The organism is Paraburkholderia acidiphila (assembly GCF_009789655.1).
Taxonomy (GTDB): Bacteria; Pseudomonadota; Gammaproteobacteria; order Burkholderiales; family Burkholderiaceae; genus Paraburkholderia; species Paraburkholderia acidiphila.
The window spans coordinates 2,500,438-2,521,298 of the sequence record NZ_CP046909.1 but is presented as its reverse complement, the minus strand read 5'-3'; the positions used below and the strand labels follow the sequence as shown (position 1 = coordinate 2,521,298).

The window sequence follows — 20,861 nt, the reverse complement described above, 5'->3', positions numbered from 1 at the left end:
AGAGTTGCGCTACTTTAGCCGCGCGCCGTGCGCGACGCCATGCGCGCCGACCCGGAGGGCGCACGCGGCGCGAGTGTGACGGGTCAAGCCGCGATATGGCTTCAAACGCTGCAGCCGCGTGAGGCGAGCCACTGGTCGACGCGCGTAAGCGCGCCGCGCACAGCTTCGCCGAGCGTCGGGTTGCCGGCGAGACCGCCCCACAGCAGCTTGTCGCCGAGAAATGTCGAGACGGGGTCGCCGCTATCGAACATGCGGTGCACGGCAGACGCGTCCATCACGCCGTCCTGGTAGCTGTAGGGCAGGGTGCCCTTGTGCCAGCGCTCCAGAAAGCGCAGGAAGAGCGCGGGCAGCATGGCCGTGGCGGCAGGCGTTGCGCCGCTGGCGATGCGTTGCGCGAGCGTGGGCGCGATGAAGCCGGGGATCTTCGAGTAGCCGTCGGCGGCCACGCGCTGGTTCGTGTCCTGGATGTACGGGTTGCTGAAGCGTTCGAGCACGACGTCGCGATATTTCGCGAGATCGAGCGGGCTCGGCGTGAGGCAGGGAATCACGTCCTCGCTCACGTACTCGCGCGCAAACGTGCGGATGTCGGCGTCGTTCGTGCCTTCGTGGATGAAGTCGAGCCCAATGAGCGTGCCCGCCCACGCAACGCAGCTGTGCGTGGCGTTGAGGATGCGGATCTTCGCTTCCTCATAGGGCATCACCGATTCGACCATCTCCGCGCCCGCGCGCTCCCAGGCGGGCCGCCCCGCGCAGAAGTGATCCTCGATCACCCACTGGATGAATGCCTCCCCCATCACCGGGCAGGCGTCGTCCACGCCGGTTGCGGCCTTTACGCGCTCGCGCACATCGGGCGTGGGGCGCGGCGTGATGCGGTCGACCATGGAGTCGGGGCACGCCGTATTCGCGTCGAACCATTCGCGCAGATCCGTCGCGCCGCGCAGCGCGAGGAACTCGCGCATGCCCGCGTGAAAGCGCTTGCCGTTGCTGCGCAGGTTGTCGCAGGTCTGCAGCGTGACGGGGCCGCCGTCGCGCGCCATGCGCGCTTCGAGGATCGCGGCGAGCGCACCGTAAATCGTCGTGCGGCCGCCCTTGAGATCGGCGGCGAGGTCGGGGTTCGCGGTGTCGAGGCGGTCGTGTTCGTCGAGGTAATAGCCGCCTTCGGTCACCGTGAACGCGATGATCTTGCAGTTCGAGTCGGCCCCGGCATCGATCAGGCTCGCGAGATCGGCGGACCACGGCAGCACGCGCGTGATCGAGCGGATCGTCTCGTAGGCGCGCTCGCCCTGCGGCGTGACCGTTTCGAGCGTGTAGGCGCCGTTCTGCGCGGCCAGCGCGCCCATCACGGCGTTCATGTCGGAGCGGATGTTGCCGACGGTGAGCGACCAGGCGGCCTCGTCGGGCTTGCGCGCGAGGTTCACGCGATGCAGGTACCACGCCTGATGCGCGCGGTGAAAGGACCCGGCGCCGATGTGCAGGATCACGTTCGCATTGCTGCGTTCGGTGTTCATTCGGTGTCTCCTTACTCAAAGCGGCCTGTCGGCTCAAGCCTGAGCAATTGCTCTAGTGATGAACGAATGATCGTATCCGGTCGATCGAAAGTCAAGCGGGCGAGGGCGGTTTTCGGTGGCGCGCTGCGGCGGGGGATGGCGCGCGTGCGGTCATCGAACGCGCGTCGAATGAACGTTGCTGGAGGATGTTGTGGCGCACAAGGCGCCCGGGAGGGTAAGGCGGAGAACGGGGTCAGCGGCTTCAGCCGCCAATCCGCTCCACCGCCGCGACGGCCTGTGCGGTCGCATCTTGCGCGCAGCAATCCACGACGATGCGCTCCGGCATCGCGCGCAGCCACGTGAGCTGGCGCTTGCAGAGCTGGCGCGTGGCAAACACGCCCTTGTCGCGCATGGTGTCGTAGTCCACCGCGCCGTCGAGGAATTCCCACACCTGGCGGTAGCCCACACAGCGCATGGACGGCAAGTTGGGATTCAGATCGCCGCGCGCGCGCAGCGCCTTCACCTCGTCGATAAGACCGCCCGCGAGCATCGCGTCGAAACGCGCTTCGATGCGCGCGTGCAGCACGCCGCGATCGGACGGTTCGAGCGCGACCGGCACGAAGCGATAGCGCGCGGCTTCATTCTCGCGCGTGGACGGCGTGGCGAGCAGCACCGACATCGGCTGGCCGCTCAGCATGAAGATTTCGAGCGCCCGCTGAATGCGCTGCGAGTCGTTCGGGGCCAGGCGCGCCGCCGTGGCCGGATCGACCTGCGCGAGGCGGGCATGCATGGCGGGCCAGCCGTCGCGTGCGGCCTCGGCGTCGAGTTGCGCGCGCACGGCGGGATCGGCCGAGGGCAGGTCGTTCAGGCCTTGCGTGAGCGCCTTGTAGTACAGCATCGTCCCGCCCACCAGCAGCGGCACGTTCCCGCGCGCAACGATTTCGCCCGTCACGCGCAGCGCATCGGCGCGAAAGTCGGCGGCGGAATACGCATCCAGCGGATCGACGATATCGATCAGATGATGCACGGCTGCTGCGCGTTCATCGGCGGTTGGCTTCGCGGTGCCGATGTCCATCTCGCGATACACGAGCGCCGAATCGACGCTCACGATCTCCACCGCGCGCCCACGCGCCGCCGATTGCGCGGCATACGCAAGCGCGGCCGCCGTCTTGCCCGAGGCCGTGGGGCCAAGCAGGCATGCGACGGGCAACGCCTCACCGGTTTGTTTCGTGGACTGCGTCATTGACCGCGCATGAAGAGCCGATCGAGATCGGCGAGCGTGAGCTGGTACCAGGTCGGCCGGCCGTGGTTGCACTGGTCGGCGCGCTCGGTGGCTTCCATCTGGCGCAGGAGCGCGTTCATTTCGTCGAGCGTGAGACGCCGGTTCGCGCGCACCGCGTGATGGCAGGCGAGCGTGCCGAGCATCTCGTGCTGGCGCTCGGTGAGCACGCGCGAGCCGCCGTACTCATGCAGGTCGGCGAGCACGGCGCGCGCGAGGGCCTGGAGATCGGCGTCCTTGAGGAGCGCGGGCACCGCGCGGATCGCGATCGACGTAGGCGAAAGCACGGCGAGGTCGAAGCCCAGCGCTTCGAGCGTCGCCTTTTCCTCCTCGACGGTGCCTGTCTCGACGGGATCGGCCGTCATCGAGATCGGGATCAGCAAGGGCTGCACGGCGAGCGAGCGCTCGGCAAGCGCCTGCTTGAACTGCTCGTAGAGAATGCGCTCGTGCGCGGCATGCATGTCGACGATCACGAGACCGCGCGCGTTTTGCGCGAGCACATAGATGCCGTGCACCTGGCCGAGCGCGAAGCCGAGCGGATGGTCTTCGCCCGCTTCGAAGGCGGCGCGCGGCGCGCCGGCGGCGAACGCATCGGCTGCGCCGTCTTGCGCCTGCGGCACGGTCGAGCCCTGCGCCGTGCCCGCGCCGACGTCCTTGCGGCCGAACAATGCGTCATACAGCGCGAGCGGCTGCGCGACAGGCAGGTTGCCTTGCGTCATGCGCGACTGGCGCAGCCAGGTGTTGCCGCTGCTTGCGCCGGCGCCGCCTGCGTTTGCAGCGCCAAAGCCGGAAGCACGCGAGAGAGCGCCACCCGCGCCGCCGCCGAAGCTGCTCGCCACGCTGGCGGTGCCGAACTTGCCGTCCGCGCCGAAACCGCCCGCTGCGCCAGACGTTACGCCTGCGCGCGGGTAATCGGACGCGCCCGAAGCCAGTCCGACAGAAGCGCCCAGCACCCCGGCGCCCGGCAACGCGCGCGGCTCGATAAGCGCCGCCGCGTGGCCGCCCGAGGTCGTCTCGGGCGAGGCGCCCGCGTGGCGCGCAAGCGCGCGCTGCACGGCATGGAACACGAACTGGTGAATCGAGCGCGAGTCGCGAAAACGCACCTCGATCTTCGAGGGATGCACGTTCACGTCGACGGCTTCGGGCGGCAGGTCGAGGAACAGCACGTACGACGGATAGCGGTCGCCGTGCAGGACGTCTTCGTAGGCCGAGCGCACCGCGTGCGTGAGCAGCTTGTCGCGCACGAAGCGGCCGTTCACGAAGAAGTACTGCTGGTCGGCGCGGTTGCGGCTCGCCGTGGGCAGACCCGCGCAGCCGTACACGGCGAGCGGCCCGGCGCGCTCGTCGAGCGGCAGGTGCGCCGTGGCGAAGACTTCGCCGAGAATCTTCGAAACGCGCGTAGCCGGATCGCTCGCGTTCCAGTGCTCGACCGCGCGGCCGTTGTGCAGCACCGAAATCGCGACGTCCGGGCGCGCAAGCGCGCTGCGGCGGATCATCTCGAGGCAATGGCCCAGCTCGGTCTGCTCGCTCTTCAGGAATTTGCGGCGCGCGGGCGTATTGAAATACAGCTCGCGCACTTCGATAGTCGTGCCTTGGGCGCCCGCAGCCGGCGAGATCGCGCCCGTGTGGCCCTCGATCTTCACGGCGTGCGGCGCGTCGGCGCTGCGGCTCGTGATCGACATCTCGGCCACCGAGGCGATCGACGCCAGCGCTTCGCCGCGAAACCCGAGCGTCGCGACGCTTTCCAGTTCGGCGAGCGAGCGGATCTTGCTCGTGGCGTGGCGCATGAGCGCCAGCGGCAACTCCGCTTCGGGAATGCCGCAGCCGTCGTCGGCGATGGAGATGCGCTTCACGCCGCCTTCGTCGAGCAGGATGCGCAGCGTGCTCGCGCCCGCGTCGAGCGCGTTTTCGAGCAGCTCCTTGACGACGGAGGCGGGCCGCTCGACCACTTCGCCCGCGGCGATCTGGCTGATCAGCTGATCGGGCAGCGCCTGAATCGCGCGCGCGGGCTGCGCGGCGCGCGACGCGACGGCGGCGCCGGTCGTGCTGGCGGCGTCGGCGGCGTTGGCGGAATCCGGCGCGGCGCCGGTGGGTTCGGAATTCGAAGACATGCGCGCAATTATAGCGAGTCGGCGCGGGCCGGCCCGGCACGCACCTGCGCCCCGGAACCGCCATCTAACGGCGCTTTGTGCGCGAATTCACCGAAATTAACGGGATTTTTTCGTGACGACCGGGCACTTTCGGTATCATGGCGCGGTCAATTTTGCTTCTCGCGCAACACCGGGGCGAACGCGCTTTTTCAGGCGCGCGGCCCACGATCAATAAGGGACACTTTTGGATACGCTTTTGCAGTTCGTCAATCTTGTCTTGCACATCGACAAGTTTCTCGGTGTCTTCATCCAGCAATACGGCGGCTGGGTCTACGCGGTGCTGTTCCTGATCGTGTTCTGCGAAACCGGGCTCGTGGTGCTGCCGTTCCTGCCAGGCGACTCGCTGCTGTTCATCGGCGGCGCGTTTGCCGCTACGCATGAAATGAATCTCGGGCTGCTGATCGTGCTGCTGCTCGTGGCGGCGGTGCTCGGCAATACGGTCAATTACCTGATCGGGCGCGCCATCGGGCCGAAGGTGTTCAACACGCACATTCCCGTGCTCGAACGCTTCCTCGACCGCGCCGCACTGCAGAAAACGCACGAATTCTACGAGCGTCACGGCGGCAAGACCATCGTGCTCGCGCGCTTCATTCCTGTCGTGCGTACCTTCGCGCCGTTCGTGGCGGGCGTGTCGCAAATGAGCATGCGACGCTTTCAGTTCTTCACGATCACGGGCGCGCTGTTCTGGGTGTTGCTGCTCGTGCTGCTTGGCTACTTCTTCGGCAACATTCCGTTCATTCGCCAGTATCTCAACGTGATCGTGCTCGTCGGCATTGGCGCCGCGATCGTGCCGATCCTGCTTGGCGGCCTGTGGAAGATGCTGCGCAAGAACTCGCGCAGCGGCGCCGTGCGCAAGCCCAACGGCGGTTGAACGCCCAGCGGCTCCGGGCCGCAACGCCATGAAAAAACGGCATCGCCTGCGAAGGCGATGCCGTTTTGCTTTGGTGGGCGCGCAAAGTGCGTAGAGCGCGGCGCGCTACGAGCCCACGCGGCGAATGATCGAAGGCGTTTCGGGCGTCGGGTAGCCCGCGTCCTTGAAGGTCTCGACGATCGCGCGGTTGGTGTCGAAGTAGACCTGCCAGTAGGTGTCGTTGTTCGTGTAGGGCCGCACGGCCAGCAGCGGCCCTTCAGGCGTGAACGAGAGGATCTCGACATCGGGCGCCGGATCCTGCGAAACGTTTGGAATTTTCGCGATGGCCGCGCGCAGACGGTTGGCGGCGTCGACGGGATCGACGCCATTGGCGATCTTCGCGGTCAGCTCGACGCGGCGCACGGGCGTCGCGCTGTAGTTCGAGATGGTGTCCGAGAAGATCTTGTTGTTGCCGATGATGTTGACCACGTTGTCCGGCGAGATGATGGTCGTACCGAAGATGCCGAGCTCCTTCACGGTGCCCGTCACGCCCCCGGCCGTCACGAAGTCGCCCACCTTGAACGGCCGCAGCACCTGCATGAACACGCCCGCGGCGAAATGCGCGAGCAGGCCGCCCCACGCCGTGCCGATCGCGAGGCCAAGACCGGCGAGAAGCGCCGCGAACGAGGTGGTCTGCACGCCGAACACCTGGAGGATCGCAAGGACCAGCAGCAGGTTCAAGACGGCGGCGAGGATTGAACTGAGGTAATGCGCGAGCGTGGGATCGATGCGCTCGTTGCGCGCGAGCACCTTGCGCAGCAAACCGGCGATGAGGTTGATGGCCCAGCGCCCGATGACCCACAGGACGATCGCCGCCACGACCTTGGTCCCGAAGTCGATGCCCCGGGTCATGATGAATACGCGGATGGTTTCGAGATCCAAAATGCCCTCGCTTGTGCCGTGGAATTGTCGTTGATCGAGCCGGAAAAGACGTGCAACCGACAGTGGCGGGGAGCGCGGCGCGCGCGTCGTGGCTGGCGTCGTCTGTCCCTCGGAGCATTTATAGGCGAACTGAAAAAAGCGCGCATCCAACGTGCCCGGCGGCCTAAAGGGTTGACCCGGCGCACGCGGCGCGAAGATGCGCGTTCAATTGATGCGGCATGCATGGCGGTTCGGCTGTATCGTTTCGCGATCGACCCTGACACTGACCGACACGACAAAGGAGGCCCGCCATGAACCTTCAGAACACCGATCTCCATCTCATCACCGTGAAGCTCGACGAGCTTCGCCCCACGCAAATCACGGTGGGCTTTCGGGAGGTGAACGCCAAGCGCGCGCACTGGCAAGCGCTCGACAAGAAAGGCCGCGCGGCGGCCATCGACTCGCACTGGTTTCCCGCCGTGCTCGGGCCGAAGTCGCGCTACTACGTGGTCGATCACCACCACCTTGGCCGCGCATGGCTCGAAGAGTCGGTGGAGAGCGTGCGGGTGACCGTGCTCAAGGATCTCTCGTGGCTCGAGCCCACCATCTTCTGGCGCATGATGGAGCACAACCAGTGGGTGCATCCGTTCAACGCCGCGGGCGAGCGCTGCGAATTCGACCAGCTGCCCAAGCAGCTACTGGGCCTCGCCGACGATCCGTATCGCAGCCTCGCGGGCGAATTGCGCACGTCGGGCGGCTACGCGAAGGACACGACGCCGTTCAGCGAATTCCTGTGGGCCGATTATCTGCGTCGTAAGGTATCCGAAACGCGCTTGCACAAAGACTTCGACGCGGCGCTCGCCGACGCGCTTTCGCATGCGCACGATCCCGAAGCGCGTTATTTGCCGGGCTGGTCGGGGGTCGTGCCACCCGCGACGGCTGGTGTGCCGGCGGCCGCGCCTGGCAAGGCGCCCAAGGTGGACAAGGCGCCCAAGGTCAAGAAGAGCTGAAGCGGGCGGCGCGCCGCCTTACATCGGCAGCGTCGATTTGCTGTACGGGGACGTTTCGATTGCCTGTGCAGCAGGCTGTCCGTCGCGCGTCTTGCGTGCTTCCTGCCGGCGCGCATGCCGCGCGATCAGCAGCGCCAGCAACGCGGCGAGTGCGTAGGCGAAGGCGCGCTCGGGATAAGTCTCGCTCGGGTTGTGCGCTTGCCACGGCCCACCGGCGTCGGCGAACACGAGGAAGGTGACTGCCGTGTCGAACGCGAGCGCAATCGCCATCAAGCCGACGAAGATGCGCGTGCCATGAAGCGTGAGATCAGGCCGTGCGCAGACAATGAGCCAGCAACCCACGCGCACGGCGAAGAGCAAGGCGAGATTCCAGAGCAGAAAGCAGATGAAGTTGACCATGATGCGAAGTGACCGGGCGCGTGACGCAAAGCTCGCGCTGGGTGTTCGGGGCTTGCGGCAGTGCGCAAGCCCACGCTCCCGGCGAGCGGTGGCGCGATCCTGGCATGGAGGTCCATCTCGATAAATGCGGGCGGACGAAGGTCGACGGCGCGAAGTCGGCGCCCGCCGCCGCGCGAGCCCGGCGCGACGCGGTTCGTGCGGGTTTGTGAAGCATTGTCAGGCGTGCGCGGGGTTGCGTTCTTACAACTCGCAGGCGCATCGCCTACGCGCCATTTCAGCGCGCGTCGGGCAGCGGCGCTTGCGGCGGGGTGCCTTGCGTCAGGTAGTGGCAAAGCCACTCGCTGGCGGGGCCGCGTGCCGCGTCGGTGCGGTGGATCAGCGAGATGTTGTAGCTCACCGAGCGCCGGTCCGCGAGCGCGACGCGCACGAGCCGGCCGGCTTCGAGATCGGCTTCCACGAGATGCTTCGGCATCGACCCCCAGCCCAGGCCCGCGAGCAGCAGCCGGTGCTTGGCGCCGAGGTCGCCGAGCTTCCACGCGCGATTGCTGTACACGCCGAAGTTCTGGCCTTCGGTGAGGCGGCTGCGGTCGGTGAGGACCAGCTGCGTGTGCTCGCGCGCATCCGAAATACGCACGGGATGTTCCGCCTTGGCAAGCGGATGGCAGGGCGCGGCCACGAGCACGAGTTCCACGGTGCCGATGGACTGCGCCTCGATCACATGCGGCCAGTTGTGGTTCGGCCCGCTGATGCCGACCGCGCAATCGCCGTCGAGCACGAGCTTGAGCACGCCGCCGAGCGCCTCCATGGTGAGATTCAGTGCGACGGTGGGAAACGTGAACGCGAACGCCTGCAGCGCCTCGACGAGCCGCTGCGACGGAAACATCACGTCGACGGCCAGCGAGACCTCGCCTTCCAGCCCCCTCTGCAGGCCGGCCGCCTTGGCGTTAAGCTGACCCATGAGCAGATCGAGGCGGCGCGCGTCGGCGAGGATCGCACGGCCTGCGGCCGTGAGTTCAGGCTTGCGCTTGCCGCGCTCGAACAGGGCGACGCCCAGCAGCGCCTCGAGATTGGCGATCGTATAGCTGACCACCGACTGGGCGCGGTCGAGCTGGCGCGCCGCTGCCGAGAAGCTGCCGGTTTCGGCGACGGCGATCAGCGCGCGCAGCTGCTCGAGGCTAGGAGAGCGGTCCGAGGTGCGGTCCACGAGGTACGGTCCTTTTCGATCTATCGAAAAAGTGGATGATAACCATCCATTTTAGACGATTGTTTGAATAGGTTTGGCCGGGTAAAGTGCACACCTCGAATATTGGAGTCGTATGCCGATGAACCCTTCCGTCAAGCCCGCCGGCCGCTATAGCGGCTTTGCCATGCTGCTGCACTGGCTGATCGCCGCGTTGATCGTCTGGGGCTTTGCGCTTGGCTGGGTCATGACCGACATTCCCGGCATCACGCCCACCAAGCTGCGCTACTTCTCGTGGCACAAATGGATAGGCGTGACCGTGCTCGCGCTCGTGTTCGTGCGCATTCTCTGGCGCGTCACGCACGCCGCCCCCGCGCTGCCGGGCTCGATGCACGGTTGGGAAAGGCTTGCCGCGCATCTGGGCCACACCGCGCTCTACGTGCTGATGGTCGCGATTCCGGTGACGGGCTACCTCTATAGCTCAGCGGCCGGGATTCAGGTCGTGTACCTCGGCATCTGGCCGCTGCCCGTGCTGATCGGCCCCGATACCGCGCTCAAGGGCGTGCTGCGCATCGTGCATATCTCGCTGAACTACACCTTGCTCACCGTGGTCGTGCTGCATGTGCTCGCCGTCATCAAGCACCAGTTGATCGACCGCCAGAACATCCTCTCGCGCATGCTGCCGTTCGGCACGCCGCGCGACTGACCTTGCGGCGCGCATGCGCCGCATCCATTTTCCGATGCTTCCTACCTTGGACCGACTGCCCATGATCCAACGTCTTGCCCATACCGCTTCTGTCGTCGCGCTCGGCGCGACGCTCGCCGCCGGCGCGGCTTTTGCCACGACTTTCGCCACCAGCGCCAACGCCGCGGCCGAAGCCGCGAAAAACTCCGTCACCGCCGTGTTCAAGCAGATGAACGTGCCGGTCGAAGGGCGCTTCAATCACTTCACCGCCGACGTGCGCTTCGATCCGGCGAACGTCCCGGCATCGAGCGCGAAGCTCGACGTCGAGGTGTCGAGCTTCGACATCGGCGCGCCGGAATACAACAAGGAAGTCGCCGGCGACGAGTGGTTCGACGCTTCGCACTTCCCGCACGCGACCTTCGTCTCCACGCAGATCAAGCCGGGCGCGAACGGCGCATTCACGGTGGCCGGCAAGCTGACCATCAAAGGCAAGACGACCGACGTCGTCGTGCCGGTGCAATACCGCAAGGACGGCGCCAACCAGGTGTTCGACGGCACGCTGCCCATCAAGCGCCTCGCCTACGGCATTGGCTCGGGCGAGTGGAAGGACACCTCGATCGTCGCCGACGACGTGCAGATCAAGTTTCACATCGTGTCCGCCGCGCACTAAAGCGCGACCGGCATCGCTTTTTTACTCAGTTTCTTTCGCACCAGGAATCGATTCATGAAGACCACGATTTTCGCCGCGGCCGTTGCCGCCTCGCTCGCAGCCTTCGTCGCCACGCCCGCGCTCGCGGCCACGACGACCTACAACCTCGACCCGATGCATACGTATCCGAGCTTCGAGGCCGATCACTTCGGCGGCGTCTCAGTGTGGCGCGGCAAGTTCACGAAGAGCACGGGCACGGTTACGCTCGACCGCGCAGCGAAGACGGGCACGGTGGACGTGACGATCGACGCATCGTCGATCGATACGGGCAACTCGCAGCTCGACAAGCACGTGAGCTCGGCCGAATTCCTCGACACCGCGAAGTACCCGACGGCCACCTACAAGGGCACGTCGATCCGCTTCGACGGCGACAAGCCCGTGGAAGTGATCGGCACGTTCACGCTGCACGGCGTGACGAAGCCGCTGAACCTGAAGATCGACTCGTTCAAGTGCTTCCAGAACCCGATGCTCAAGCGTGAAGTGTGCGGCGCGGACGCATCGGCGCAATTTGACCGCGCGGACTACGGCGTGAACTGGGGCCAGTCGTATGGTTTCAAGACGGCGACCACGCTGCAGATCCAGGTGGAAGGCGTCAAGGCGGACTGAGTTTGCGCGCGGCGTGGGCCGCGCCTTGCTCGATGCGAAAAAGCTCGTGCGCTGTTTGGCGCACGGGCTTTTTTGTTGCGGGAGGCGATAAGGATGACGAAGTATCGTCAGTGGATCGGCGACGTTGCGTGCGTGCTGCGTGGCGACAGCGCGACATCGACGACGTACGAATGCCAGATGCCGCACGTGGCCTTCACGGGAACCCAGGCGTACTTGCCGCGGATCTTGGCGAAGGCGTGGAGGTGGATCAGTGTGTCGATGGCCGGGACAGGCGTGAGCGCGTCGCTTGCGGCGGGCACGGGCGTGGCATTAACGGGCGCAGGCTGCTCGATCTTTGCCGAGAGCGCGCGGCGGTCGGGCACGAGCAGCGAATCGTAGCGCTGCGCCTTGTGCACCCACTGGTCGAGAGCGGAGACGCAATTGACGACGGCGTCCGGCACGCGAATCCGGCGCAGGTATTCGTAGTCTTCGGGTTGCGGTTGGATTTGCGCCTGAACGCGCAGACTGAGCCAGAACAGCGCGAGCAGGGCGCAGGCAAGGGTCGTGAACTTCATGGGGACGTGGCCTGTGCAGCGGGGGATGGGACGGCGAGGGAGCGGGGAGTATACATGCTGGGCCGGTGGTCGCGCGCCGAGGCCCTCAAGGCGAGTTGCCCGCGAATTACCATGTGCCGAAAAGCAAAAAGCCCAGTCCGGAGACTGGGCTTTTCGTTTGATGCTTTGGTAGGCCGTACGGGATTCGAACCTGTGACCAACGGATTAAAAGTCCGCTGCTCTACCAGCTGAGCTAACGACCCAAAAGAGAAGCGGGATTATAGCGGCGCATGGCCTAAGCGTCAACCATTGCCGCCACAAATCAAAGGAAAAAGCCCGGGACACGCCGTGCCCCGGGCCTTCCTTGTACGCGAGAGGCGCATTTCGTGGCACCGGAGATAGACCAGCGCCACATCACGCCAAAACCAGCCAGCAGCGCTTATTTGAGCTGTGAAAGCTTGCTCTGCGCCGTCTGGGCGACATCCGAGCTGCCATATTGCGAAACGACCTGCTCGAGCGTGCGCTTGGCCGCAGCCTTTTGCCCCTGCTCGATCTGATTGTTCGCAATGGCCAGCAACGCCTCGGGCGCGCGCGGATGCTGCGGGTACTTGTTGACGACGTTCTGCCACGTCGCGGTCGACCCCTTGTAGTCCTTCAGCGCATAGAGCGCGTTGCCGAGCCAGTACTGCGCGGTCGGCTGGTAAGGACTCTGCGGGAACTTCGCGATGAAGCTGCGGAACGATGCCGCCGCGTTCTTGAAGTCGCCGTTGCGGAACTGCTGCGAAGCGGCGTTGAACGCGTCCATCTCACCCGGCTGAACCGTGCCTTGCATGCCGTCCACGGTCTCCTGCTGCGGCTCGAACTTCTTGAGTCGCGTGTCGAGATCCGTGTAGTAGTCCTTCTGTTGCTTCTGCAGGGTTGCCAGCTGGTTCGCCATGTCCTCGTTCTGTCCGCGCAACGTGGCGACCTGCTGGTTGAGCTGGTCGAGCCGGTTGGACTGGTCGAGGATCGTGCGTTGAGCGGCGGACAACTGGTTAGTCAGGCTGTCCGTTTTCGCGCGCAGGTCGAGAATCGCCTGGCGCGCCTGATCGTCATCGAAGATACCCGCGTGGGCCGGCAGCGCCGCAAAGGCGACGCCAGCCACGCAGGCGGCTGCGGCTGCGCGCAGCGGGGAGAAACGGTGCGACATACGCCCCTTCATCCAATGCTCAATTACTGTTGATACACGAGGTCAGCACGGCGGTTCTGCGCCCACGATGCTTCGTCGTGGCCCGTTGCGACCGGCTTTTCCTTACCGAGGCTGACAGCTTCCATTTGCGAATCGGGCACGCCCATCAGCGAGAGGGCGCGACGGACGGCTTCAGCACGCTTTTGGCCCAGCGCCAGGTTGTATTCGCTCGTGCCGCGCTCGTCGGTGTTGCCCTGGATCAGGACGTGACGTTCCGGGTGCGTCTTGAGGTACTGTGCGTGAGCTTGCAGCAGCGACTGGTAGTCGTCCTTGACGGCGTAGCTGTCGAAATCGAAGTACACGCTGCGCTTGGCAAGCGGGCTGTTCGGGTTGTTCAGCTCATCGACGTTCACCTGGGCGACCGCGTTCGGGTTCGGCTGGGTGTTCATCGCGCCTGCGTTCGGGTTCGTTTCCTTGACACCCGACTTACACGCTGCCAGTGCACCGATCATCAAAACGGCCAAGGCCAGGCGTACTTTCTTCGACATCATTTTTGCTCTCCTGAAGTGTTATTGCATGAAAGGACCCCAGGACGGCTCGCGTACGCTGCCGCCCTGAACGGACAGGATTTGCCGCGTACGACCGTCGGTCGATACAGCAGCCAGCACGCCACGGCCGTTCACCTGTGTGGCGTAAAGAATGTACTGACCGTTCGCCGCGAAGCTGGGCGATTCGTCATGTGTCGTGTCAGTGAGCGCCGTGGCGACACCGGACTGCAGATCTTGAATGTACAGCTTAAATCCGCCGCCCGTGCGTGAGATGTACGCCAGTTGCTTGCCGTCCGGGCTGACCTTCGGGCTCGTATTGTAGTTGCCCGTGAACGTCACACGCTGTGCCGCTCCGGCGCTTTCGCCCTGGGCCGGCATCTTGTAAATCTGAGGCTGGCCGCCGCGGTCGCTCGTGAAGTAAATAAAGCGTCCGTCAGGAGAGTAGTTGGGTTCGGTGTCGATCGTCGTGCCTTGCGTGAGGCGGTGCAGGCCGGAGCCGTCGGCATTGACGGCGAAGATCTGCGTGTTGCCCGTGCGCGACAGTGCTACCGCGAGCGTGCGGCCATCCGGCGACCAGGCCGGTGCCGAATTGTTGCCCTTCTGGTCCGAAATGATCACGCGGCGACCCGTAGGCAGGTCATGCACGTAGACGATCGGCTTCTTCTTTTCGAAAGATACGTAAGCGACCTTGGTGCCGTCGGGCGACCAGGCCGGCGAGATGATCGGCTCGGGGCTCGAGAGCGCGATGTGCGCGTCCTGTCCATCGGAGTCCGAAACCTGCAGCTGGAAGCGGCCGCCCGTCTTGATCACGTATGAAAGACGCGTGGCGAACACGCCGCGGTCGCCGAGCAGCTTTTGATAGATGTAGTCCGCAACCTTGTGCGCGCTCATGCGCAGGCCGCTTGCGGGGCTCGTGAGCACGAGGCCGCCGAGGCTTTCGCCCTTCACGGTGTCGTAGAGCTTGAAGCGCACTTCGTACTGGCCGTTGGCGAGCTTGTTCACGCTGCCCGCTACGAACGCATTGGCGCCCTTGGCCTTCCAGCTGCCGAGGTCGACGGAGTCGTTTTCCGAGACCGGCGCGCTGCCGGCGTCGATGTTGGTGAATTTCCCGCTGCGCTGCAGGTCGGCGCGCACGATGGCCGCGACCTGTTCGGGCGAATTCGCTTCACCGGCAAAGTTAGCCGTGGCGATAGGGAACTGGGTGGAGCCCACGCCGGTGACGAGGACGTTGAGTTGTGCGTTCGCCGCGCCGCCCGCCGTGATCAGGCAGGACGCGACGAGGGTTCGCAGGCCAAGCTTCGTCATCAATGTCATGCTGTGATATTTCCTGAAAAAAGCAATTTTGTCATAACGCGCAACAGCAGACTGACCCGAAATTGTTCGAATCGTTCCTTGTTCCACTGTTGCGCGCCGGCTTTCCTCAACCTTTCTGTGATTAGCGGCCGCGGTTAACCCGCCGGACGCAAGGTGATCAAAAAGTTCGACGGCGCCTTGCCATCCGTATCGAGCGGCATCGGATCCGAACGCTGCACCGCTCGCAGCGCGGCGTCATCCCACGACGAGTTGCCACTGCTACGCTGAATCTGCGCTGAAAGCAGCGTGCCAGTCGGCGAGCAACGCACCGCAACAACTGTCTCCAGTCCAGACGTCTCGCCGGACCAGATGATGTTCGGGCGCACGCGCCGCTGGACCTTTTCTGCATAGCCCGGCGAAGTCGCATTGCCGCCCGAACCGCTGCCCGTGCCGCTCTTCGCGAGACCATTGCCGCTCGTGCCTTCGCCACCGCCCATCGAGCCTTGCATCTGCGCGATGCGGGCGCGGCGTTCTGCGTCGAGCTTCTTCGCCTGGGCATCGGCTTGAGCCTTCGCTTTGGCTGCCTTCTCGGCGTCGGCCTTCTTCTGCGCGTCGAGCTTCGCCTGCTTCTGCTGGTCTTCTTCCTGCTGCTGCTTCTTGAGCGCGTCTTGCTGCTGTTGCTGCTGCTTCTGCTTTTCAGCCGCGGCCTGTTGCTGCTCCTGCTGCTGCTTGAGCTTCTGCGCCTTTTGCTGCGCGGCGAGCTGCGCAGCCTGCTGGGCCGCGAGTTCCTGCTGGCGCTTCGCGTCGGCTTCCTGCTGGGCTTTCAGACGCTGCTGCTCGGCCAGTTGCGCCTCGCGCTGCGCTTCCTGCTGCTTACGCTTTTGCTGTTGCAGCGCGATGTCGGCGTCCTCGGTTTGAGGCGGCGGCGGGGCGGGGGCAACCGGCGCGGGCGGTGGCAGCGGCTTCGGTGTCGACAGGTCCGGCACCTCGGTCCAGAGTTCCGCTTCTTCACCCGCCGGCGTGCTGTTCTGCCAGTGGATGCCGTGATAGAGGAACAGACCGAGCAGCACGTGCATGATCACCGCGAGGGCGATAGCACGTCCCGTGCCACGCTCGCGCGGAGGCTGCAGCGGATACGAATCGTTCTTCCGGGTCATTGCGATTTGACGAGCAGTCCGACACGTTTGACGCCATGCGACTTCAGGTCGGACATCACGTTCATCACCGTCTCGTATTTGACGGACTTGTCGGCGGCGATCACGACGGGCTGGTCGGGATGACTCTGCTCGCGATCGGCCACAAAGCCGTTGAGATCGGCGCGCGTCATGGTTTCCTGCTGCGTGGCGCCGGAATCATCCTTGTAGCGTACGCTCAGATTGCCGTCGGGGCGAATGTTGACCACGACGGGCGGCACCTGCTGCTGCTGCGACGCGCCGCCGACAGTCGGCAGATTGACGATGGACGGCGCCACGAGCGGCGCGGTCACCATGAAGATCACGAGCAACACCAGCATCACGTCGATGTACGGCACGACATTGATGTCGGCCATTGCACGGCGCGAGCGGCTGCCTCGCATGCTCGAACGGACTGAGCCTCCCATCTTCGACTCCTTGCTAAGTGAAGATTAGTGGGCCTGACGCTGCAGGATGTTCGAAAACTCTTCGATGAAGGTTTCGAAGCGGATCGCCAGACGGTCGATGTCGTGCGCGTAGCTGTTGTACGCGACCACTGCCGGAATGGCGGCGAACAGACCGATCGCGGTCGCCGTCAGCGCTTCGGCAATGCCGGGCGCAACGTTCGCGAGCGTGGCCTGCTGCACGTTCGCGAGGCCGCGGAACGCGTTCATGATCCCCCAAACCGTGCCGAAAAGACCGATGTACGGACTGACCGAGCCGACCGAAGCGAGGAACGAGAGATTTGCCTCGAGTGCGTCCATTTCGCGCTGGAAGGCGGCGCGCATCGCGCGGCGGGCGCCGTCGAGCACGAGGCTCGGGTCGTTCAGGCGCTTCTCTTTCGCCTTCAGGAATTCGCGCATGCCCGACTCGAAGATACGCTCGAGTGCGCCGATCGTGTGGCGGTTGTTGGCTGCGCTCTGATAGAGCGCCTGCAGGTCGCCGCCTGACCAGAAGTCGCGCTCGAAGCGCTCTGTCTGGGACCGCGCCCGGCGGATCGCAAACCACTTGCGGAAGATGAAGGTCCAGGAAATCAGCGACATGAGCAGAAGAAGCCCCATCACCGCCTGTGCCAGTATGCTCGCATTAAGAACGAGAGAAATGATCGACAGATCTTGTGTAGTGTTCATATAGGTTCGTTGTGACGTCCCGAAAGGGGCGAGCGGCTGCAAGACAACGCAAGGCTTCCTGTAGGCGGTTGGGAAGCTCTCACGCCGTCGCGGCCGAACCCTGCTTGGTCCTGCATTGACCGGCGCGAGTTCACTGGCGTCGTATCAACGGTAATTACTGCACTGCCGTTGACACGGCGTACAGGTCTTTCTGTGGTCCACGTTGCAAGGCTTCATGAACGGGGGCCGGAATGGGCGCGGGGCGCATGGCTGTGCTGTCGACGCAGGCGACACGAATGGCGCCCGTGGCGAGCAGCGTGTTCTCACGCCACGCTTCCTGCAGGAAGTCGACCGAGGCGCGGCCAAGCTTCTCGACGCGGCTGACCGTGGTCACGACGTCGTCGAGGCGCGCGGGCGAGCGGTAGTCGAGCGCAGTGCTGCGCACGACGAAGAGCACGCCCGTTTCCTCGGCGAGCCGACGTTGATCGACGCCGCACGCGCGCAGCCATTCGGTGCGCGCGCGTTCGAAGAACTTCAGGTAATTCGCGTAAAACACGATGCCACCGGCGTCGGTGTCCTCGTAATAGACGCGTACCGGCCACGTAAAACCGCGCCCGGCCGGTGACGACGCCGCGTCCGGCTTGCTGGTGGAATTTTCCATGCCGCGCATTCTACCGGAACGCGCGGCCCCAACGTCTTTCGTACGACTGACGTAAGTATAAAATTTGTAAGGTAATTTTAGCCGCGATGGATGCTGAGGCCGGCGAACGTCTGGGCAACGGGCATCAGTTCGATCGTGTTGATGTTGACGTGTGCGGGGCGCGTGGCGATCCAGTAGATCGAGTCGGCGATGTCCTCGGCCGTGAGCGGCTGCACGTCTTTGTAGACGTTGGCCGCCTTGGTGTCGTCGCCGCGAAAGCGCACGTTCGAGAACTCGGTGCCGCCGCACAGGCCCGGCTCGATGTCGGTCACGCGCAGCGCGGTGCCCGCGAGGTCCGCGCGCAGGTTCAGGCTGAACTGGCGTACGAAGGCCTTGGTTGCGCCGTAGACGTTGCCGCCCGGATACGGCCAGCGGCCAGCCACAGAGCCGAGGTTGAAGATGTGGCCGCGGTTGCGCGCGATCATGCCGGGCAGAAACGCGTGGGTGACCTGCACGAGGCCCGTGCAGTTGGTGTCGATCATGGTTTCCCACTCGTCGAGGTCGGCCTTCTGTGCCGGCTCCACGCCGAGCGCAAGGCCGGCGTTGTTGACCAGCACGTCGACGTCGGCGAACCCGGGCGGCAGCGCGCCGGGCGCGGCTTCGACCGCGGCGCGGTCGCGCACGTCGAGTTCGATGGGCAGGAGGGCGTCGCCGAGTTCGGCGGCGAGCGCGTCGAGGCGGTCCTTGCGGCGGGCCGTGGCGACGACGCGATGTCCGCCCTTTACGAAGGCCCGCGCAATGGCGGCGCCGAATCCTGCGGATGCGCCGGTGACGAAAACGATCATGGTGGCTCCCTGGTCGGTAGAAGGCGAGGAAAGGGCAAAGCCTACTTCCAATGCCGCGTTGCGGCAAGGAAGGGACAGAACACGCGAGGGCCGCATCGCCGGTACCACGGGCCGTCGCGCCTGAAGGCGCGGGGCGCCTGGGCGCACGGGGCGCGGGCGGTTGCCTATTCCCTGCCGTTCCAATAAACTAACGCGCTCAATCCCTGCGTGACTGGCGATAGGGTTCCGAAATAGCGGCGATAGCGGTAGCAATCTGCCCGCAATGAGGGACTCAAGGTGGAACGACCCACCGTGAAGCGCAGGGTGCCGTTTTGCCGTTCGCCTGGGCAGCCTGATTTCGCGCGCTTTCGTTAGCGCTGCGTGGCCTTTACCGGCCGTGGCTGTCCAGCCTCGCGTGTGCGGCACCTCCTTTTGCCACGTCAAGGCTGGCCTCTTCGCCAGCAGCGCCGCGTACCCGCTACGCGTTCCGCGCGAGACCCGGTCAACCTGAACACACTTAACGGAATCCGTATGTTTGACAGAGCCGAAAGCACCATCGCCAACGTCGATCCCGAACTCTTCAAGGCGATCGAACTCGAGAACCGCCGCCAGGAAGAGCACATCGAGCTCATCGCGTCGGAAAACTACACCTCGCCCGCAGTCATGGCCGCGCAGGGTTCGCAGCTCACCAACAAGTACGCCGAAGGCTACCCCGGTAAGCGCTATTACGGCGGCTGCGAATACGTGGATATCGTCGAGCAGCTCGCGATCGACCGCGTGAAGCAGTTGTTCGGCGCCGAAGCCGCGAACGTTCAGCCGAATTCGGGCTCGCAGGCCAACCAGGGCGTGTTCTTCGCCGTGCTCAAGCCGGGCGACACCATCATGGGCATGAGCCTCGCCGAAGGCGGTCACCTCACGCACGGCATGGCGCTGAACATGAGCGGCAAGTGGTTCAACGTCGTGAGCTATGGCCTCGACGCCAACGAAGACATCGATTACGAAGCGCTCGAAAAGCGCGCGCACGAAACGAAGCCGAAGCTGATCATCGCGGGCGCCTCGGCATTCGCGCTGCGCATCGACTTCGAGCGTATCGCCAAGGTTGCCAAGGCGGTTGGCGCGTACTTCATGGTCGACATGGCGCACTACGCAGGCCTGATCGCCGCGGGCGTCTACCCGAACCCGGTGCCGCACGCCGACTTCGTCACCACGACCACGCACAAGAGCCTGCGCGGCCCGCGCGGCGGCGTGATCCTGATGAAGGCGGAGTTCGAGAAGCAGATCAACTCGGCCATTTTCCCGGGCATCCAGGGCGGCCCGCTCATGCACGTCATCGCCGGTAAGGCCGTGGCGTTCAAGGAAGCGCTCTCGCCGGAATTCAAGACCTACCAGCAGCAAGTGGTCGAGAACGCGCGCGTGCTGGCGGAAACGCTGGTCAAGCGCGGTCTGCGCATCGTTTCGGGCCGCACGGAAAGCCACGTGATGCTGGTGGACCTGCGCGCGAAGAACATCACCGGCAAGGCGGCGGAAGCGGTGCTGGGCAGCGCGCACATCACGGTGAACAAGAACGCGATCCCGAACGACCCGGAAAAGCCGTTTGTGACGAGCGGTATTCGCCTCGGTTCGCCGGCCATGACGACGCGCGGCTTTGGCGTGAAGGAAGCCGAGCAGGTGGGCAACCTGATTGCCGACGTGCTCGACAATCCGGAAGACGCGGCCACGATCGAGCGCGTGAAGGCGCAGGTCGCCGAGCTGACGAAGCGCTTCCCGGTTTACCGCTAAGCCACGCGATAGCCCATGCGCTGCCCCTTTTGCCGGCATGAAGACACGCAGGTCGTCGACTCGCGCGTGTCCGAAGACGGCGCCGCGATCCGGCGCCGCCGCCGCTGCCCGGCCTGCGACAAGCGTTTCACGACGTACGAGCGGGTCGAGCTGGCGATGCCGGCTATCGTTAAAAAGGATGGCAGCCGCACGGAGTTCGACCGTCGCAAGATCGTGGCGAGCATGCAACTGGCGCTGCGCAAGCGCCCGGTTGCGGCCGATGCGATCGATGCGGCGGTTGCCCGTATCGAGTATCAATTGCTCGGCAGCGGCGAGCGCGAAGTGCGCAGCGAGCGCCTTGGCGAGCTCGTGATGGGCGAATTGCGCGAACTCGATAAGGTCGCGTTCGTAAGGTTTGCTTCGGTGTACCGACGCTTCGAAGACGTCTCCGAATTCGAAGACGTCATTGAGGAATTCCGTCGTGCGGGTGCTGCCAACAACCCCACGAAAAAGCGCTGAGCGCATTCGCATTCTTCTTCC

Annotated in this window: 21 protein-coding genes, 1 tRNA gene, 1 pseudogene and 1 riboswitch; of the genes and pseudogenes, 7 read left to right on the top strand and 16 right to left on the bottom strand. The window is 64.9% G+C overall.

What is annotated here, in order from left to right; all coding sequences use genetic code 11:
* Positions 1–101 precede the first annotated feature (101 nt).
* The 3 genes from dalD to mutL form a co-directional block, all read right to left on the bottom strand.
* Complete coding sequence (gene dalD / locus FAZ97_RS11425) at positions 102–1,508, bottom strand: D-arabinitol 4-dehydrogenase (protein ID WP_158758528.1); 1,407 nt, start codon at positions 1,506–1,508, stop codon at positions 102–104.
* A gap of 241 nt (positions 1,509–1,749) precedes the next feature.
* Positions 1,750–2,730, bottom strand: coding sequence for a tRNA (adenosine(37)-N6)-dimethylallyltransferase MiaA (gene miaA, locus FAZ97_RS11420; protein WP_158758527.1), 981 nt, complete (start codon positions 2,728–2,730; stop codon positions 1,750–1,752).
* Positions 2,727–4,877, bottom strand: coding sequence for a DNA mismatch repair endonuclease MutL (gene mutL, locus FAZ97_RS11415; RefSeq protein WP_158758526.1), 2,151 nt, complete (start codon positions 4,875–4,877; stop codon positions 2,727–2,729). Before mutL ends, miaA begins: the two co-directional genes overlap by 4 nt.
* A 223-nt stretch (positions 4,878–5,100) precedes the next feature.
* On the opposite strand from mutL, the gene FAZ97_RS11410 reads away from it, so the two are divergent.
* On the top strand, positions 5,101–5,787 hold the full coding sequence (locus tag FAZ97_RS11410) for a DedA family protein (RefSeq protein WP_158758525.1): 687 nt from the start codon (positions 5,101–5,103) through the stop codon (positions 5,785–5,787).
* Between the two features lie 105 nt (positions 5,788–5,892).
* Here the strand turns inward: FAZ97_RS11410 and FAZ97_RS11405 are convergent, their stop codons facing one another.
* Positions 5,893–6,708, bottom strand: coding sequence for a mechanosensitive ion channel family protein (locus tag FAZ97_RS11405; RefSeq protein ID WP_158758524.1), 816 nt, complete (start codon positions 6,706–6,708; stop codon positions 5,893–5,895).
* 290 nt (positions 6,709–6,998) lie between these two features.
* On the opposite strand from FAZ97_RS11405, the pseudogene FAZ97_RS11400 reads away from it, so the two are divergent.
* Positions 6,999–7,613, top strand: a pseudogene (locus FAZ97_RS11400) (ParB-like protein); the annotation flags it as partial.
* Positions 7,614–7,715: 102 nt separating this feature from the next.
* Here the strand turns inward: FAZ97_RS11400 and FAZ97_RS11395 are convergent.
* Positions 7,716–8,096, bottom strand: coding sequence for a hypothetical protein (locus FAZ97_RS11395; RefSeq protein ID WP_158758522.1), 381 nt, complete (start codon positions 8,094–8,096; stop codon positions 7,716–7,718).
* Between the two features lie 274 nt (positions 8,097–8,370).
* Complete coding sequence (locus FAZ97_RS11390) at positions 8,371–9,300, bottom strand: LysR family transcriptional regulator (RefSeq protein ID WP_158758521.1); 930 nt, start codon at positions 9,298–9,300, stop codon at positions 8,371–8,373.
* Between the two features lie 112 nt (positions 9,301–9,412).
* Between FAZ97_RS11390 and FAZ97_RS11385 the strand changes: the two genes are divergently transcribed.
* From FAZ97_RS11385 to FAZ97_RS11375, 3 genes are all read left to right on the top strand, one after another.
* The gene (locus FAZ97_RS11385) at positions 9,413–9,982 is read left to right on the top strand and encodes a cytochrome b (protein WP_158758520.1); all 570 of its coding nucleotides are present in this window, start codon (positions 9,413–9,415) and stop codon (positions 9,980–9,982) included.
* Positions 9,983–10,043: 61 nt separating this feature from the next.
* The gene (locus FAZ97_RS11380; protein WP_158758519.1) at positions 10,044–10,631 is read left to right on the top strand and encodes a YceI family protein; all 588 of its coding nucleotides are present in this window, start codon (positions 10,044–10,046) and stop codon (positions 10,629–10,631) included.
* 54 nt (positions 10,632–10,685) lie between these two features.
* On the top strand, positions 10,686–11,276 hold the full coding sequence (locus FAZ97_RS11375) for a YceI family protein (protein ID WP_158758518.1): 591 nt from the start codon (positions 10,686–10,688) through the stop codon (positions 11,274–11,276).
* Positions 11,277–11,383: 107 nt separating this feature from the next.
* Here the strand turns inward: FAZ97_RS11375 and FAZ97_RS11370 are convergent, their stop codons facing one another.
* From FAZ97_RS11370 to ydfG, 10 genes are all read right to left on the bottom strand, one after another.
* Positions 11,384–11,830 carry a BspC domain-containing protein gene (locus FAZ97_RS11370; protein ID WP_158758517.1) on the bottom strand — a complete coding sequence of 149 codons (447 nt, stop codon included), beginning with the start codon at positions 11,828–11,830 and terminating at the stop codon, positions 11,384–11,386.
* Between the two features lie 166 nt (positions 11,831–11,996).
* A tRNA-Lys gene (locus tag FAZ97_RS11365) sits at positions 11,997–12,072 on the bottom strand.
* A gap of 176 nt (positions 12,073–12,248) precedes the next feature.
* Positions 12,249–12,998, bottom strand: coding sequence for a tol-pal system protein YbgF (gene ybgF / locus FAZ97_RS11360; RefSeq protein WP_158758516.1), 750 nt, complete (start codon positions 12,996–12,998; stop codon positions 12,249–12,251).
* A gap of 23 nt (positions 12,999–13,021) precedes the next feature.
* Entirely contained in the window at positions 13,022–13,528 is a 507-nt protein-coding gene (gene pal, locus FAZ97_RS11355; protein ID WP_042266217.1) for a peptidoglycan-associated lipoprotein Pal, read from the bottom strand.
* 18 nt (positions 13,529–13,546) lie between these two features.
* Positions 13,547–14,839, bottom strand: a complete 1,293-nt coding sequence (gene tolB / locus FAZ97_RS11350) for a Tol-Pal system beta propeller repeat protein TolB (protein ID WP_158758515.1) — start codon at positions 14,837–14,839, stop codon at positions 13,547–13,549.
* A 134-nt stretch (positions 14,840–14,973) separates the two neighbouring features.
* Entirely contained in the window at positions 14,974–15,975 is a 1,002-nt protein-coding gene (gene tolA, locus FAZ97_RS11345; RefSeq protein ID WP_158758514.1) for a cell envelope integrity protein TolA, read from the bottom strand.
* Entirely contained in the window at positions 15,972–16,418 is a 447-nt protein-coding gene (gene tolR, locus FAZ97_RS11340) for a protein TolR (protein ID WP_158758513.1), read from the bottom strand. The genes tolA and tolR overlap by 4 nt, the downstream gene beginning before the upstream one ends.
* A 24-nt stretch (positions 16,419–16,442) precedes the next feature.
* Positions 16,443–17,120 (bottom strand): protein TolQ, encoded by a 678-nt coding sequence (gene tolQ, locus FAZ97_RS11335; protein WP_028205324.1) that lies wholly within the window; start codon positions 17,118–17,120, stop codon positions 16,443–16,445.
* 154 nt (positions 17,121–17,274) lie between these two features.
* On the bottom strand, positions 17,275–17,769 hold the full coding sequence (gene ybgC, locus FAZ97_RS11330; protein ID WP_158758512.1) for a tol-pal system-associated acyl-CoA thioesterase: 495 nt from the start codon (positions 17,767–17,769) through the stop codon (positions 17,275–17,277).
* Positions 17,770–17,837: 68 nt separating this feature from the next.
* The gene (gene ydfG, locus FAZ97_RS11325) at positions 17,838–18,584 is read right to left on the bottom strand and encodes a bifunctional NADP-dependent 3-hydroxy acid dehydrogenase/3-hydroxypropionate dehydrogenase YdfG (protein ID WP_158758511.1); all 747 of its coding nucleotides are present in this window, start codon (positions 18,582–18,584) and stop codon (positions 17,838–17,840) included.
* A gap of 197 nt (positions 18,585–18,781) precedes the next feature.
* Positions 18,782–18,919, top strand: a riboswitch (ZMP/ZTP riboswitch).
* Between the two features lie 175 nt (positions 18,920–19,094).
* Between ydfG and glyA the strand changes: the two genes are divergently transcribed.
* Both glyA and nrdR read left to right on the top strand, forming a co-directional pair.
* Entirely contained in the window at positions 19,095–20,342 is a 1,248-nt protein-coding gene (glyA, locus tag FAZ97_RS11320) for a serine hydroxymethyltransferase (RefSeq protein ID WP_158758510.1), read from the top strand.
* Between the two features lie 15 nt (positions 20,343–20,357).
* The gene (gene nrdR / locus FAZ97_RS11315; protein ID WP_158758509.1) at positions 20,358–20,840 is read left to right on the top strand and encodes a transcriptional regulator NrdR; all 483 of its coding nucleotides are present in this window, start codon (positions 20,358–20,360) and stop codon (positions 20,838–20,840) included.
* Positions 20,841–20,861: the final 21 nt, after the last annotated feature.

Excerpts from the sequence above, each read along its gene's own strand:
- dalD (WP_158758528.1), bottom strand. The coding sequence starts at position 1,508 with ATGAACACCGAACGCAGCAATGCGAACGTGATCCTGCACATCGGCGCC.
- miaA (WP_158758527.1), bottom strand. The coding sequence starts at position 2,730 with ATGACGCAGTCCACGAAACAAACCGGTGAGGCGTTGCCCGTCGCATGC.
- mutL (WP_158758526.1), bottom strand. The coding sequence starts at position 4,877 with ATGTCTTCGAATTCCGAACCCACCGGCGCCGCGCCGGATTCCGCCAAC.
- FAZ97_RS11395 (WP_158758522.1), bottom strand. The coding sequence starts at position 8,096 with ATGGTCAACTTCATCTGCTTTCTGCTCTGGAATCTCGCCTTGCTCTTC.
- FAZ97_RS11385 (WP_158758520.1), top strand. The coding sequence starts at position 9,413 with ATGCCGATGAACCCTTCCGTCAAGCCCGCCGGCCGCTATAGCGGCTTT.
- FAZ97_RS11380 (WP_158758519.1), top strand. The coding sequence starts at position 10,044 with ATGATCCAACGTCTTGCCCATACCGCTTCTGTCGTCGCGCTCGGCGCG.
- FAZ97_RS11375 (WP_158758518.1), top strand. The coding sequence starts at position 10,686 with ATGAAGACCACGATTTTCGCCGCGGCCGTTGCCGCCTCGCTCGCAGCC.
- FAZ97_RS11370 (WP_158758517.1), bottom strand. The coding sequence starts at position 11,830 with ATGAAGTTCACGACCCTTGCCTGCGCCCTGCTCGCGCTGTTCTGGCTC.
- ybgF (WP_158758516.1), bottom strand. The coding sequence starts at position 12,998 with ATGTCGCACCGTTTCTCCCCGCTGCGCGCAGCCGCAGCCGCCTGCGTG.
- pal (WP_042266217.1), bottom strand. The coding sequence starts at position 13,528 with ATGATGTCGAAGAAAGTACGCCTGGCCTTGGCCGTTTTGATGATCGGT.
- tolB (WP_158758515.1), bottom strand. The coding sequence starts at position 14,839 with ATGACATTGATGACGAAGCTTGGCCTGCGAACCCTCGTCGCGTCCTGC.
- tolA (WP_158758514.1), bottom strand. The coding sequence starts at position 15,975 with ATGACCCGGAAGAACGATTCGTATCCGCTGCAGCCTCCGCGCGAGCGT.
- tolR (WP_158758513.1), bottom strand. The coding sequence starts at position 16,418 with ATGGGAGGCTCAGTCCGTTCGAGCATGCGAGGCAGCCGCTCGCGCCGT.
- tolQ (WP_028205324.1), bottom strand. The coding sequence starts at position 17,120 with ATGAACACTACACAAGATCTGTCGATCATTTCTCTCGTTCTTAATGCG.
- ybgC (WP_158758512.1), bottom strand. The coding sequence starts at position 17,769 with ATGCGCGGCATGGAAAATTCCACCAGCAAGCCGGACGCGGCGTCGTCA.
- ydfG (WP_158758511.1), bottom strand. The coding sequence starts at position 18,584 with ATGATCGTTTTCGTCACCGGCGCATCCGCAGGATTCGGCGCCGCCATT.
- glyA (WP_158758510.1), top strand. The coding sequence starts at position 19,095 with ATGTTTGACAGAGCCGAAAGCACCATCGCCAACGTCGATCCCGAACTC.
- nrdR (WP_158758509.1), top strand. The coding sequence starts at position 20,358 with ATGCGCTGCCCCTTTTGCCGGCATGAAGACACGCAGGTCGTCGACTCG.